13 protein-coding genes are annotated in these 13,711 nt (G+C 58.3%); 9 read left to right on the forward strand and 4 right to left on the reverse strand.

From position 1 onward, the window contains the following. Window positions 1–81 precede the first annotated feature (81 nt). The 9 genes from ABLN87_RS12845 (at window position 82) to ABLN87_RS12885 (ending at window position 10,073) form a co-directional block, all read left to right on the forward strand. Window positions 82–1,467 carry a trypsin-like peptidase domain-containing protein gene (locus ABLN87_RS12845; protein WP_353010777.1) on the forward strand — a complete coding sequence of 462 codons (1,386 nt, stop codon included), beginning with the start codon at window positions 82–84 and terminating at the stop codon, window positions 1,465–1,467. Window positions 1,468–1,471: 4 nt separating this feature from the next. Further along, window positions 1,472–2,785, forward strand: a complete 1,314-nt coding sequence (locus ABLN87_RS12850) for a replication-associated recombination protein A (RefSeq protein WP_353010779.1) — start codon at window positions 1,472–1,474, stop codon at window positions 2,783–2,785. 180 nt (window positions 2,786–2,965) lie between these two features. Beyond that, the gene (locus ABLN87_RS12855; RefSeq protein WP_353010781.1) at window positions 2,966–4,009 is read left to right on the forward strand and encodes an RluA family pseudouridine synthase; all 1,044 of its coding nucleotides are present in this window, start codon (window positions 2,966–2,968) and stop codon (window positions 4,007–4,009) included. Then, window positions 4,006–4,677: an HAD-IA family hydrolase gene (locus ABLN87_RS12860; protein WP_353010783.1), complete on the forward strand. Its 672-nt coding sequence runs from the start codon at window positions 4,006–4,008 to the stop codon at window positions 4,675–4,677. The genes ABLN87_RS12855 and ABLN87_RS12860 overlap by 4 nt, the downstream gene beginning before the upstream one ends. A gap of 3 nt (window positions 4,678–4,680) precedes the next feature. After that, window positions 4,681–5,388, forward strand: coding sequence for an ATP12 family chaperone protein (locus tag ABLN87_RS12865; RefSeq protein ID WP_353010785.1), 708 nt, complete (start codon window positions 4,681–4,683; stop codon window positions 5,386–5,388). A gap of 207 nt (window positions 5,389–5,595) precedes the next feature. Continuing rightward, window positions 5,596–6,612 (forward strand): amino acid ABC transporter substrate-binding protein, encoded by a 1,017-nt coding sequence (locus ABLN87_RS12870; protein WP_353010787.1) that lies wholly within the window; start codon window positions 5,596–5,598, stop codon window positions 6,610–6,612. 122 nt (window positions 6,613–6,734) lie between these two features. Continuing rightward, window positions 6,735–7,967 carry an amino acid ABC transporter permease gene (locus tag ABLN87_RS12875; RefSeq protein WP_353010789.1) on the forward strand — a complete coding sequence of 411 codons (1,233 nt, stop codon included), beginning with the start codon at window positions 6,735–6,737 and terminating at the stop codon, window positions 7,965–7,967. Between the two features lie 3 nt (window positions 7,968–7,970). Continuing rightward, window positions 7,971–9,269, forward strand: a complete 1,299-nt coding sequence (locus tag ABLN87_RS12880) for an amino acid ABC transporter permease (RefSeq protein WP_353010791.1) — start codon at window positions 7,971–7,973, stop codon at window positions 9,267–9,269. Between the two features lie 12 nt (window positions 9,270–9,281). Beyond that, entirely contained in the window at window positions 9,282–10,073 is a 792-nt protein-coding gene (locus tag ABLN87_RS12885; protein ID WP_353010793.1) for an amino acid ABC transporter ATP-binding protein, read from the forward strand. Window positions 10,074–10,119: 46 nt separating this feature from the next. Here ABLN87_RS12885 and ABLN87_RS12890 read toward each other — a convergent pair whose 3' ends face one another. The 4 genes from ABLN87_RS12890 to ABLN87_RS12905 form a co-directional block, all read right to left on the reverse strand. Next, entirely contained in the window at window positions 10,120–10,617 is a 498-nt protein-coding gene (locus ABLN87_RS12890) for a SixA phosphatase family protein (protein WP_353010795.1), read from the reverse strand. Then, a complete protein-coding gene (locus ABLN87_RS12895) occupies window positions 10,614–11,288 on the reverse strand; it encodes a ferredoxin (protein WP_353010797.1) in 675 nt (224 codons plus the stop codon). The genes ABLN87_RS12890 and ABLN87_RS12895 overlap by 4 nt, the downstream gene beginning before the upstream one ends. Before the next feature lie 18 nt (window positions 11,289–11,306). Further along, window positions 11,307–12,170 (reverse strand): acetylglutamate kinase, encoded by an 864-nt coding sequence (argB, locus tag ABLN87_RS12900; protein ID WP_353010798.1) that lies wholly within the window; start codon window positions 12,168–12,170, stop codon window positions 11,307–11,309. A gap of 114 nt (window positions 12,171–12,284) precedes the next feature. Beyond that, window positions 12,285–13,688 (reverse strand): PepSY-associated TM helix domain-containing protein, encoded by a 1,404-nt coding sequence (locus ABLN87_RS12905; RefSeq protein ID WP_353010800.1) that lies wholly within the window; start codon window positions 13,686–13,688, stop codon window positions 12,285–12,287. Window positions 13,689–13,711: the final 23 nt, after the last annotated feature.

The raw sequence follows: 13,711 nt of genomic DNA on the forward strand, positions 1-13,711 counted from the left end.
TGTTGGCAGTCGCGGGTGCCGAGCTTGCAATGCCGGCTGTCTGGCCGCATATCCTACGGGTCTCTGAAGATTGAGGTCGGAATGCTTCGCGCGACAGTTTTAGCTTTCTCCATTCTATCGGCATCCTTTGCCACGGCCGAAACACGGGTTCCGCAATCGCAGGCCGAAATCAGTCTTGGTTTTGCGCCGGTTGTGAAACAGGCGGCGCCGGCGGTGGTGAACATCTATGCCAAGATCATCCGACAGGGACGTAACAATTCCCTGTTCTCGGATCCGTTCTTTCAGGATTTCTTCGGCGGTGGATTTGGGGCGCCACAGCCGCGCGTCCAGAACTCTCTGGGTTCTGGCGTTATCCTGTCTGGTGACGGGTATGTTGTGTCAAATTTCCATGTTGTGGGCTCGGCGACCGAAATCCGTGTGGTCACAACTGACCGGAGGGAGTTTTCGGCGACCGTTGTTCTTGGGCATGAGGAAAGCGACATCGCGATCCTGCGCCTAGAAGAGGCTTCCGATCTACCCCACCTGAACTTGCGCGATTCCGATCAGGTTGAGGTGGGTGAACTCGCGTTGGCGATTGGGAACCCCTTTGGCGTTGGGCAGACCGTATCGTCGGGCATCATCTCAGGGTTGGCCCGCACAGGCACGGCCACGGGTAACGCACGGGGCTATTTCATTCAGACCGACGCGGCGATCAATCCGGGCAACTCGGGCGGCGCGCTGATCGATGTGAATGGCGATCTGATCGGAATCAATACCTCGATTTTGACCCGGTCGGGCGGCTCGAACGGGATCGGATTCGCGATACCGGCCAATCTGGTGGCGGAATTTCTGCGGCAGGCGCAAGAAGGCAATAACAGTTTCATCAGCCCATGGGCCGGGATCACCGGCCAGCACATGAGTGCCGATATCGCCGAGTCGCTGGGTCTGGCCATCCCATTGGGTGTCGTGATTTCCAACCTGCATGAGCTTAGCCCTTTGGCAGAAGCCGGGCTGAGGGTTGGCGATGTCGTGACCCATGTGGACGGGGATGAGGTTAACTCTCCAGCTGAAATGAAGTTCCGCATGTCAGTTGCGGGGGTTGGCGGGACATCGATACTGACTCGGCTACGCGGCGATGAGAGTGCCGAGGTCGAAGTTGCACTGATTCAAGCTCCAGAAACACCGGATGCCGAGAAAACGACCACAACCGAAGACACCGTGCTGCCCGAATTGACGATTGCACGGGTCAACCCAGCGGTGGCATCTGATCTGGGCTTGCGCATCTCGCAAACGGGGGTCGTTGTTGTTGACCCCGGCCCGTATGGTGCGCGTGCTGGTCTGCGCGCCGGAGACATCTTGGGGGAAATCAACGGTGACAGGATTGAGCGTCCGCGCGATGCGGTTCGCGCCCTGACCGATCCCGGGCGTCGGGTGCAAATGACGCTAGAGCGTGATGGGCGTTCTTTGTCATTGCGGTTCAGGCTCTAGGGGCATGAGCGATCTGTTCGATACTACAGGTTCAGACTCCGCGCCGGCCAAGCACCGTCCGCTGGCAGACAGACTGCGACCGCAGACACTGGCCGAGGTCATCGGGCAGGAACAGGTGCTTGGGCCGGAGGCTCCCCTAGGGGTGATGCTGGCCTCTGGCAGCCTGTCCAGCCTGATCTTCTGGGGGCCGCCGGGCGTTGGCAAGACAACGATTGCCCGATTGCTGGCGCAGGAAACCGATCTGCATTTCGTCCAGATCAGCGCGATCTTCACTGGTGTTCCAGATCTGAAGAAGGTGTTCGAGGCTGCCAAGATCCGGCGTCAGAACGGGCAGGGCACGTTGTTGTTCGTCGATGAAATCCATCGGTTCAACAAGGCCCAACAGGATGGGTTTTTGCCTCATATGGAGGACGGCACCATCCTGCTGGTAGGGGCAACGACCGAGAATCCTTCATTCGAGCTGAATGCCGCTGTGCTCAGCCGGTCTCAGGTGCTGGTGCTTGAACGGCTGGGGTTGGCTGATCTGGAGCGGTTGACACAGCGTGCAGAAAAGGAACTGGGCAAAGCGCTGCCTTTGACACCCGCTGCGCGGGATGCGTTGCAGGAAATGGCAGATGGGGACGGGCGGGCCCTGCTGAACCTGATCGAACAGGTGGCCGCCTGGACGGTGGATGCACCGCTGGACCCGGATGCACTGTCGACGCGCCTGATGCGCCGGGCCGCGAAATACGACAAATCGGGTGATGAGCACTACAATCTGATTTCGGCGTTGCATAAATCCGTGCGGGGCTCGGATCCTGACGCTGCGCTCTACTGGTTTGCCCGAATGCTGGCCGGGGGTGAAGACCCACGTTTCTTGGCGCGGCGTATCACCCGGATGGCGGTCGAAGATATCGGGCTGGCCGATCCGCAGGCGCAGGCAGTTTGCCTGCAGTCTTGGGAAACCTACGAACGGCTCGGTTCACCCGAGGGTGAGTTGGCGCTGGCACAGGCGCTGGTTTATCTGGCGCTCGCACCGAAATCGAACGGGGCCTATGTGGGCTATAAGGCTGCGATGCGGTTGGCCAAGAAGACCGGCAGCACGCCACCGCCCAAACACATCCTGAACGCGCCGACATTGCTGATGAAGGATCAGGGCTATGGTGCGGGCTATGCTTATGATCATGACGCCGAGGATGGGTTTTCTGGCCAGAACTACTTTCCCGACGGCGTGGAGCGAGAACCGCTCTATCAACCGGTCGAACGCGGGTTCGAGCGTGAGTTGAAGAAGCGGCTCGACTATTTTGCCAAGCTCCGAGCGCAGCGCAACAGCGGGTAACGCAGGATAGACCAGATGCTTCCACACCAGAGTTGGTGGAATTGGTGTTTGCCGAGCATTTGGTGGGCCGCCGGTTGCTTGACTCTTGCGCCGTTGCAGGCGACAGACGCGCATGTTTTCTAGGATAGTTGGCAAAGCACAATCCGGGCGGGACAGACGCCCGGTACGAAGGGCAATGGCATGAGCGGTGTTCAGATGATTACGGTCGCAGAGGGCGACGGAGATCAGCGAGTGGATCGCTGGCTGCGCCGCCTGTTCCCGCATGTCAGCCAGGGGCGTATCGAAAAGATGTGCCGCAAAGGTGAACTACGCGTGGATGGCAGCCGCGCTAAGGCCTCGACTCGGCTGGAGGTGGGGCAGATTGTGCGCGTGCCGCCTTTACCTGATGCGGATCACAAACCTGTTGAGGTGAAACGACGCGTTTCCGATGCGGATGCAAAAATGATCCAGTCCTGCGTGATCTACCGCGACGATCATGTGCTTGCGCTGAACAAGCCGCATGGCCTGCCGGTCCAGGGTGGCAGCGGTCAGACACGCCATGTGGACAGCCTGTCCGAGGCCTTGCGCTTTGGCTATGATGAGAACCCGCGGCTGGTACATCGCTTGGACAAGGACACCTCGGGCGTTTTGTTGTTGGCCCGCACGCGTGAGGCTGCCAAGGGTCTGACTGCTGCGTTCCGCCACCGCGATACACGCAAAATCTATTGGGCTTTGGTTGCTGGGGTGCCGACGCCTTATCTGGGCGAGATCAAGACTGGTCTGGTCAAGGCATCGGGCCATGGCAAGCAGGGTGAGGGTGAAAAAATGATCCCCGTCCATATGGGTGACATCGACAGCACGCCCGGTGCGAAACGTGCCCATACGCTTTATGCCACGCTCTACCGTGTTGCAGGTCGTGCCGCCTGGGTGGCGATGGAGCCAATTACAGGTAGAACCCATCAACTGCGCGCACATATGGCTGCGATCGGGCATCCGATCATCGGAGATGGCAAATACGGCGGCTCTGGTCAGGAAAACCTTGGTGATGGCTGGGGCGCGCAACTGGGCGGGATTATCAGCAAGAAACTGCATCTGCACGCACGCAGCGCGTCTTTCCAGCATCCCGTGACGCGCAAGCCGGTCACAATCGAAGCGCCCTTGCCCGAGCATATGAAACACAGCTGGGACACGTTCGGTTGGACCGAGGATCTGGCCTCGGATGACCCGTTTGAGGAACTGCAATGAGCACACCCTTGCGATTGGTCCTGTTCGATGTCGACGGCACTCTGGTCGACAGTCAGGGCAGCATCGTCCATTGCATGACCACGAGTTTTCAGGACGCATCAGTCCCCGCTCCGTCGCGTGAGGCAATCCTGTCGATTGTGGGCCTATCGCTGCCACAAGCGATTGCGCGACTGGTTCCGGATCAATCCGATTTGGTGCAGGCGCAGTTGGTCGATGGCTATAAGCGGGCCTTCCACGCGCATCGCTCGAACCTTGGGGCGGCCAGTTCGCCGCTCTATCCCGGTGCGCGCGCGGCGATTGAAGCCCTGCATGCGGTGCCGGACATCCTGCTGGGAGTGGCAACAGGCAAGTCGCAACGTGGACTGGACGCGTTGATCGAGGCGTATGGGCTCCAAGGGTATTTCGTCACCCGTCAGGTGGCTGATCATCACCCGTCGAAACCGCATCCTTCGATGGTTCAGACCGCGTTGGCCGAAACCGGGGTTGAGGCCGTGAATGCCGTGATGATCGGGGATACCAGCTATGACATGGATATGGCTGCCGCAGCAGGGGTGGCCGGGATCGGTGTCGATTGGGGCTACCATGATCGATCTGCATTGAACGCGGCTGTCTGCGTTATTGAAACCTTCGACCAGTTGCCTGAGGCGCTGGCCCATATCTGGAACTGACACATGAGCGATTGGAAACCGAAACGCTTTTGGACGCACAGCGCAGTGGTCAAGGTCGATGGTGGGCATACGGTTGAGCTGGATGGCCGCCGGGTCAAAACCCCTGCTAAACAGGCGTTGATCTTGCCCACAGAGGCCATGGCCATGGAGATCGCCGCCGAATGGGACGCGCAAGAGAAAGAGGTGGATCCCGCCACCATGCCTTACACGCGTTCAGCCAATGCTGCTATTGATAAGGTTCGAACCCAGCATAGCGAAGTGGCTGCGATGTTGTCCGACTATGGGGATTCCGATCTGCTCTGCTATCGCGCAACGCATCCTCAGGCGCTACAAGACCGTCAAGCGGTCGAATGGGACCCGGCCTTGGATTGGGCCGCTGAAACCCTGTCAGCCCGGTTGGTCCCGGTGTCAGGCGTCTTGCACAAACCGCAATCCGAAGACGCGCTGGAGCGGCTGCGGGAACGGGTTCATGGGATGGATGCGTTTCAATTGGCTGCATTCCATGACCTGGTGGGTCTGTCGGGGTCGTTGATTCTGGGCTTTGCAGCTGCCTTGAATTGGCGCGAACCGGATGAGATTTGGCGCATTTCGCGTCTGGACGAAGACTGGCAGATCGAACAATGGGGCCACGATGACGAGGCCCACGCCGCAGCCGAGACCAAGAAAGCGGCCTTTCTGCATGCTAAATCCTTCTTTGATCTATCGTTTTGATCGCTCTCGGCTAAAAAACTGGCCGTGTTAACGCTGCCGTAGGGTGTGATAAATCGATTTCCATGATCGGGCACTTGACGTTTGTTTATGAATGCGACCAAACTCGTGCCCACTAAAGGGGAGACACCTTTGGGGTAACCTTACCGGCATCCACTTTGCCGGATAGAGCCGTCCCGCAAAGGGGCGGAAAATCAGGAAGAGGTAAAAATGAAAAAATCCGTAATCTTGGGCGCGGCAACAGTTGCCGGTCTGGCCGCAAGCGCTGCAGTGGCGGGTACTATCGATGACGTCAAGGCGCGCGGTACTCTGAACTGTGGTGTGACCACCGGTCTGGTTGGCTTTGCGGCACCAGATGCGAATGGCGAATGGAAAGGCTTTGACGTTTCGCTGTGCCGTGCCGTTGCAGCCGCAGTTCTGGGCGATGCAAACGCTGTTGAATTCGTGCCGACCACCGGCAAGACGCGCTTTACCGCGCTTGCGTCGGGTGAGATCGACATGCTAGCCCGTAACACCACATGGACCTTCAGCCGCGACGTTGACCTGAAATTCGAATTCACTGGCGTGAACTACTATGACGGTCAAGGCTTTATGGTTCCCAAGGCATTGGGCGTGACTTCGGCCAAGGAGCTGGACGGCGCAACCGTCTGCATCCAGACCGGCACCACAACCGAGCTGAACCTGGCCGATTTCTTCCGTGCCAACAACATCAGCTACGAACCGGTACCGATCGAAACCAACGCCGAAGCCCAACAGCAGTATCTGGCTGGCGCATGTGACGTTTACACCACCGATGCTTCGGGCCTGGCCGCAACCCGCGCCACGTTCGAAAACCCCGGTGACCACGTCCTGCTGCCCGAAATCATCTCGAAAGAGCCGCTGGGCCCGCTGGTCCGTCACGGCGATCACGAGTGGGGCGATGTTGTCCGCTGGACCCTGAACGCGCTGGTTTCGGCTGAAGAGCTGGGCGTGACCTCGGCGAACATCGACGAGCTGGCAGCTGGCACCGACAACCCGGAAGTGAACCGTCTGCTGGGCACCGAAGGTACCCTGGGCGAGATGCTGGGTCTGGACGCACAGTGGGCTATGCGCGCCATCAAGGCGGATGGTAACTACGGCGAAGTGTTTGCCAAGAACATCGGTGAAGAAACTCCGATCGGTCTGGCACGCGGCCTGAATGCTCAGTGGACCGAAGGCGGCCTGCTGTATTCGCCGCCTTTCCGCTAAGACATCCACGGGAAAGGGCGCGGGGCAACCTGCGCCCTTTTCTTTCATAACAGCTGCGGACGCTACAGAGCGGGGAATACCTCGCCGGGGTTAAAAGTCCGCAAGCCACGGGGATTCCATATATGTCGACTATGACTGACCCACCGAAAGCTGATTTTCGGTTGTCGATGCTCATTAACGATACCCGCTACAGATCACTCACATTCCAGGTGATTGCGGCCATCGCTATTGCGCTATCCATTTGGTATCTGGGCAACAACCTGATCCAGAACCTTCGGGCCGCAGGGCTCAATATCTCATACACGTTCCTTGGCGATGCCGCCGGATATGACATCAACCAGCGTCTGATCGAATATGACAGCCAGGCCTCGCATGGCCGTGCTGCTGTCGTTGGGATCCTCAACACGCTGCTGGTAGCATTTCTCGCCTGTATCACTGCCACGGTATTCGGTGTGATCGCGGGTGTCTTGCGCCTGTCCAACAACTGGCTCGTTTCAAAACTGATGGCGGTGTATGTCGAGATTTTCCGGAACATTCCGGTTCTGATCTGGATCATCATCATCTTCACCATCATGACAGCCGTGCTGCCGGGGCCACGCGCCTTCCGAGGTGAAGATCCGACGTCGACGATGCTGTTTGACGCGTTTGCCTTCACCAACCGGGGTGTTTACGTTCCGCGGCCAGAATTCACGAATGCGTTGTTTGGCTCAACATTGCTAAGCTGGCTTCTGGTGATAGCGGGCCTTGTCGGGTCCTGGTTTGCCTCACGTGAGATTGAAAAACGCGCGGCGCTTAAGCAGGAACAAACAGGTGAACGGCCGCAGACGCTCCTGGTGAAACTAGGCGTTTGGCTTGTTCCTTTTGTGGTTCTGATGGTCCTGATGGGGTTGACCTGGAATATTCCAGAGCTCAAGGGCTTTAACTTCAGTGGCGGTATCAAAGTTGGTGGTCCGCTGATCGCCCTATGGTTTGCCTTGTCGATCTACACCGGTGCCTTCATCGCCGAAAACGTGCGGGCAGGTATTCAGGCGATCAACAAAGGTCAGACCGAGGCCGCAGCGGCGCTGGGCTTGCGCCCGGGTCGGATCATGAACCTTGTGGTTCTGCCTCAGGCCTTGCGGGTGATCATCCCGCCGCTGATTTCGCAGTACCTCAACATCACCAAGAACTCGTCGCTGGCGATTGCCGTGGGTTACGCAGATATCACCGCAACCTTGGGCGGTATCACGTTGAACCAGACAGGTCGCGCGATCGAGTGTGTTCTGTTGCTGATGCTGTTCTACCTGACAGCCTCGCTGCTGATCTCGATGGTGATGAACCTCTACAACGCATCCGTCAAGTTGAAGGAGCGCTGAGCCATGACCGATCAAACAACAAATCCGATCGCATTTGTGGCCGACGGGACCATTCCGCCTTCACCCCCACCGGCAAATGAAGTTGGTGTGGTCAAATGGATGCGCGATAACCTGTTCTCGGGTGTCGCAAACACCATCCTGACAGTTCTGTCGCTGATCTTGATCTACATCCTGCTAAAAAACACGCTACCATGGTTCCTGAACGGGGTCTGGAACGCGAACTCTCTGGCTGAATGCCGCGAGATTCTGGCGGGCAAGACAGGGGCGTGTTTCGCGGTTCTGACGGAACGCTGGCCACAGCTGATCTATGGGTTCAAATACCCGGTTGACGCCTATTGGCGCCCAAATCTGGCCTTTGTGCTGATGTTGGTTGCCTTCGCACCGGTGCTGTTCTTCGACCTGCCGCGCAAGATGCTGATCTTTACTGGTCTCTATCCCTTCATTGCCTTCTGGCTGATCTGGGGCGGTACGATCCTGGCACCTTTGGTGGCGCTGGTGGGCTGTGTGGCTGCAGGTGCAGTCTTCCAGAAGTTTGGCAAGAACAGCTTTGCCGCCGGGTTCTTTGGCGCCATCGTGGTTGCACTTGTTATCTGGAACGTGGGCGCTGCTCTGATCCCGGAAGGGGCGTCAGACGATGCCTGGCTGACATACGTGCCCAGCCGTGATCTGGGCGGCTTCATGCTGAACATGATGCTGGGCGTAACCTGTGTGTCCCTGTCGGTGCCTCTGGGCATTGCCCTGGCGCTGGGCCGTCAGTCAGACATGCCGCTGATCAAGTGGGTTTGTGTCATCTTCATCGAGTTTATCCGTGGCGTGCCTCTGATCACGCTGCTGTTTGTGGCTTCGGTGATGCTGGCCTATTTCTTCCCGCCTGACAGCACGGTCGACCTGTTCCTGCGCGTTGTGATCATGATCACCATGTTCTCAGCCGCCTATATCGCCGAGGTAATCCGCGGCGGTCTGGCAGCGCTTCCACGTGGACAGTATGAGGCAGCAGACAGCCTTGGTCTGGATTACCCTCAGGCGATGCGTCTGATCATCCTGCCACAGGCTCTGAAGATCTCGATCCCCGGAATCGTGAATGTGGCCGTTGGCCTGTTCAAAGACACCGTTCTGGTTTCGGTCATCTCAATGTTCGATCTGTTGGGCATGATCCGGGGTCCCATTTTGGCATCAACCGAATGGAATGGTGTGTATTGGGAACTCTTAGGGTTCGCTTCGCTCCTGTTCTTCGTCGTCTGTTACGGCATTTCTCAATATTCTCAGTGGCTCGAGCGTCGCCTTGCCACAGATCATCGTTAAGGAGTTCAACACATGTCTGAACTTGCAATTGAACGCGAAATCGACCGCTCGAAGATGCAGGTGAGCGACGAGGTCGCCATCGACATCAACGGAATGAACAAGTGGTACGGCTCGTTCCACGTGCTGCGTGACATCAATCTGACCGTCAATCAGGGCGAGCGGATCGTGATCGCGGGCCCGTCGGGCTCGGGCAAATCCACCCTGATCCGCTGTCTGAACGCGCTGGAGGAACACCAGCAGGGCAAGATCGTGGTGGACGGGATCGAGTTGTCGAATGACCTGAAAAACATCGACAAGATCCGGTCCGAGGTTGGCATGGTGTTCCAGCACTTCAACCTGTTCCCGCACCTGACCATTCTGGAGAACTGCACGCTGGCCCCGATCTGGGTGCGCAAAACGCCGAAGAAAGAGGCCGAAGAGCGCGCGATGCATTTCCTGGAAAAGGTGAAGATTCCGGATCAGGCGCTGAAGTACCCCGGTCAGCTGTCCGGTGGTCAGCAGCAGCGTGTGGCGATTGCCCGTTCGCTCTGCATGATGCCACGGATCATGTTGTTCGATGAACCGACATCGGCGCTGGACCCCGAGATGATCAAAGAGGTGCTCGACACCATGATCGAGCTGGCCGAAGAAGGCATGACCATGCTGTGCGTGACCCATGAAATGGGCTTTGCCCGTCAGGTCGCCAACCGCGTGATTTTTATGGATGCTGGCCAGATTGTTGAGCAGAATGAACCGGAAGAGTTCTTCAACAATCCGCAGAGCGAACGGACCAAGCTGTTCCTGAGCCAGATTCTGGGGCACTGATCCCAGAGAAACGAATAGAAAAGGCGGGGTTTGACCCCGCCTTTTTTCATGCCAGAAGCTCACGCGGGATCGTAAAGCCCAAAACCAACCCACTGTTCCAATTCACTTGCGCCCAGTCATCGCTTTCAAAGCGGATCACAGTCGTCGCACAGGTAGGGTAGTCGTAGAAGCGCGGGTGATCCGGTGGCTGGCGAACAATGCGGTTGGCGAAGTCGGCAATGCCGGGGTTGTGTCCCAGCATCAGAACGGTGGGCTCGGTGGCCCCGGATAGCACGTCTAGCATATCCTTCGGGCCTGCGTGATAGAGCGTGCGCAGAAAACGCGCTCTATCGGCTTGCAGCCCCATCCGGTCCCAGGTTTCGCGCGTACGAGCTGCAGTGGAACAAAGCACCTCATCCGGCAGCCAGCCATTGCTGCGCAGCCATTCGGCGACTGCCGGCGCAGATTTACGCCCGCGTTTGTTCAAGGGCCGGTCGTGATCCGGCAGTATGAGGCTGTCCCAACTGGATTTTGCATGTCGGGTCAGGATCAGCGTACGGGTCATGAGGGGTGAAATGCTCTCATATGGTGGGCGGATTGTTCCGGGTCCCGCCCGGACTGCGCGCTGATCGGGCAGGCCAGCCGAGCAAGGCAGCCGCCTGTCATGCAGGTTTGGCCTTCGGGTGTGGAAAGGTGCTGGTGGCAGGTGTCCACATTGTAAAAACTTAGATCGTTCAAGGCCCCCACCGGGCAGGTTTGCGTGCAGGGCGCAGTGCAGGTAGTGCAAGGAGATGCCGCTTCGGCTTTGGGGATGTCAAACTCCTGCAAAAAATGCAGCGCGCCGCGAAATGAGATCATCATGCCCATAGTATCATGAACCAAGGCGCCAACAGGGCTACTGAAGGTCCGCCCGGATTTAAGCGCCCAATCGATGAATGGGGCATAGGGCGGGCCACCGAATGGGAAATGTGCCTCGGCACGCATCTGCTGCGCCAACTGTCCGACAACGCGCAGAGACCAACTGTCTACCGGATCGCGACCTCGCCACTCAGGTGCGGATTTGAGCGCGGGCCAGAACTCTGGTCCTGCGCCCAGCAGGATCAACGTTCCCCCGTCAAGCTGCTTTGCGTCGGTCTTATGCGGATGCAGTGCGCCCATGACAATCAGGCCGACCTGCTGCGCCGCGTGTTCAACGCTTTCATATGTGACCTCTGCGGAGTGTGCCTGGTCTGTCATATCCCCTCCGCGCTCAGATCAATCGGGCCGGATCAAAGACCCGGCACCGTGTTCGGTGAACAGCTCCAGCAGCACCGCATTGGGTGCGCGCCCGTCCAGAATGACCACCGCGCGAACGCCACTGTGCAACGCGTCTAGCGCCGTTTCGGTTTTGGGGATCATACCGCCTGCAATCGTGCCTTCTCGGGTCATTTCGCGGATTTGACCGGCTTTCAACTCGGTGACCACGTCACCGGCCGCGTTTTTAACGCCAGATACGTCGGTCAGCAGCAACAGGCGATCCGCTTTCAGGGCAGAGGCGATAGCCCCGGCAGCTGTATCGCCATTGACGTTGAATGTCTCTCCGTCTGTGCCAGCGCCCAGCGGTGCGATGACCGGGATCACATCATGCGAGAACAGGTCGTGCAGGACCTTTGGGTTCATCTCGGACGGCGTGCCAACAAAACCCAGTGAGACATCTGTCTGCTCGCAGGTCATCAGGTTGGCGTCCTTGCCGGACAGGCCCACTGCGGTGCCCCCTTGACGGTTGATCGCTTGAACGATGCGTTTGTTGACCAGGCCAGACAGGACCATCTCAACCACCTCAACAGTGGCTTTGTCGGTGACACGTTTGCCGTTCACGAAGTCCGATTGGATATCCAACTGCTTCAGCATCGCGTTGATCATTGGCCCACCGCCATGCACGACGACCGGGTTCACACCTACCTGACGCATCAACACAACATCGCGGGCAAAGCTCTCCATCGCTTCGTCACTGCCCATGGCGTGCCCGCCCAGCTTGATGACAACGATGGCGCCGTCATAGCGCTGCAGATAAGGCAAGGCGCTATTTAGGGTTGCAGCAGTGGCGATCCAGTCCCGGTTCATGTCTCGTGTCTTCATGGCTGTCAGTCCTTTGATCCACCCTGTTAGGGCGTTTGGACCGGGCTGCCAAGACCATACCGGGCAATTGCCGCAATCTGAGGCCGCGCCGGCTTGGCGCGGCCCGTGTTCAGGTTAGCTCATCGCGCGCTTCATCGCGGGAATGTTGCTGAGGATGAGCAGGTCAAAGGCAAGAACGGCCACTAGGGTCAAACCGACCAATGGGAAGGCCATCGCCGTGAACAACCCGATCAGAACAGCACCTTTCCATAAGGGCAATTCTGCCGGCATTGGAGGTGCAGCCAGACGCCCGGCCTTTTGCGGGCGTCGCTTGACCCACATCACCACGCCCGAGACGCAGACAAAGATCACCGACAGGCAGAAGACCAAGTTCAAGACAAAGTTCCATATGCCCATCAGCCCCATATGCAGCGGGATGCCAACAGCCATGGCCTTGCCCATCAGCGAATAATCCGCATACCGCACATCGGCCAGGATTTTGCCTGTGTACTGATCCACATGTACGGTCCGATCGTTCACCGGATCGGTCGAGTCACTGCTCATGCTGTCGCGGTTCAACGTCCATACCGCCGCTTCTCCGCCGGGATAGGCCACCCGGAACCGTTCAGCCATGCCCAGAGCAGTGCCGAGTTCGACCAACGCGTCGATATCGACGGTTGCCCCCTCTGGCACGCCTGTGATCCCCACATCCGAACCCGAAGCGGGCATTGGGGTCTGTTCTAACACCCAAGGGACATCGTTCTGATGCCCATGGTTCATGCTGGCGTGGATTTCGTCCGATAGCGGAACATCGTCCCATTTCTCGGCGGGGAAACTGCTCCAGGGTTGGACGATCATGCCGCCCCAGACCCCGGCCCAAGATAGGCCAGAGATCAGGAATACGATCAGCAGCAGCGACATCCAGAAGCCAACCACAGCGTGCAGCGATTTCCAAAGCCCCCGACCGCGCGCCTTCAGGTTCGGGACAAGGGCGGCCAGTGTATTGCCACGGGGCCACCACAGATAAAGGCCAGTGAAGACCAGAACCAAACTTAGACCCGCAGCAATTTCCAGAATACGGTCACCGGTGGTGCCGATCAAAAGGGTTGAATGGATATTGTCCGCCAGATCGTACCAACCCGCACGGCGATCCCAGACTTCGATCACCTGACCGGCATAGGGGTCGACGGCAACCATACGGTGCCCGGCTTCGGTCTTGATGCGGAACACGGTGGCCAGATTTTCGGCCTTGGGACCGATCCATTCCACGACCTGACCGGGCATTTCATTCAGCGCGACCTCGGCCTGTTGCGAGACGGGCAGGGCGGTGCCGTCAATCGTGACGCCGATTTTTTCTCCGTCACGTCCATCGAACTGGGTGATGAACATCATCATCAAACCGGTCACGGCCAATATGATGAGGAACGGGATCACGAAAATCCCGGCATAGAAGTGCCACCGCCAGGCGGCGAAGTAGAATTTTTGCGCAATTGTATCCTGCGCTTGGGCCGTGCCCGGATTTTGGCTATCGATTGCCATTAGAAAATCTCCATATGCAGACA

Source organism: Ruegeria sp. SCP10, from assembly GCF_040329495.1.
GTDB lineage: Bacteria > Pseudomonadota > Alphaproteobacteria > Rhodobacterales > Rhodobacteraceae > Ruegeria.

Bases quoted from the DNA above. Each gene is read 5' to 3' on its own strand.
- ABLN87_RS12845 (WP_353010777.1), top strand. From the start codon at position 82: ATGCTTCGCGCGACAGTTTTAGCTTTCTCCATTCTATCGGCATCCTTT.
- ABLN87_RS12850 (WP_353010779.1), top strand. From the start codon at position 1,472: ATGAGCGATCTGTTCGATACTACAGGTTCAGACTCCGCGCCGGCCAAG.
- ABLN87_RS12855 (WP_353010781.1), top strand. From the start codon at position 2,966: ATGAGCGGTGTTCAGATGATTACGGTCGCAGAGGGCGACGGAGATCAG.
- ABLN87_RS12860 (WP_353010783.1), top strand. From the start codon at position 4,006: ATGAGCACACCCTTGCGATTGGTCCTGTTCGATGTCGACGGCACTCTG.
- ABLN87_RS12865 (WP_353010785.1), top strand. From the start codon at position 4,681: ATGAGCGATTGGAAACCGAAACGCTTTTGGACGCACAGCGCAGTGGTC.
- ABLN87_RS12870 (WP_353010787.1), top strand. From the start codon at position 5,596: ATGAAAAAATCCGTAATCTTGGGCGCGGCAACAGTTGCCGGTCTGGCC.
- ABLN87_RS12875 (WP_353010789.1), top strand. From the start codon at position 6,735: ATGTCGACTATGACTGACCCACCGAAAGCTGATTTTCGGTTGTCGATG.
- ABLN87_RS12880 (WP_353010791.1), top strand. From the start codon at position 7,971: ATGACCGATCAAACAACAAATCCGATCGCATTTGTGGCCGACGGGACC.
- ABLN87_RS12885 (WP_353010793.1), top strand. From the start codon at position 9,282: ATGTCTGAACTTGCAATTGAACGCGAAATCGACCGCTCGAAGATGCAG.
- ABLN87_RS12890 (WP_353010795.1), bottom strand. From the start codon at position 10,617: ATGACCCGTACGCTGATCCTGACCCGACATGCAAAATCCAGTTGGGAC.
- ABLN87_RS12895 (WP_353010797.1), bottom strand. From the start codon at position 11,288: ATGACAGACCAGGCACACTCCGCAGAGGTCACATATGAAAGCGTTGAA.
- argB (WP_353010798.1), bottom strand. From the start codon at position 12,170: ATGAAGACACGAGACATGAACCGGGACTGGATCGCCACTGCTGCAACC.
- ABLN87_RS12905 (WP_353010800.1), bottom strand. From the start codon at position 13,688: ATGGCAATCGATAGCCAAAATCCGGGCACGGCCCAAGCGCAGGATACA.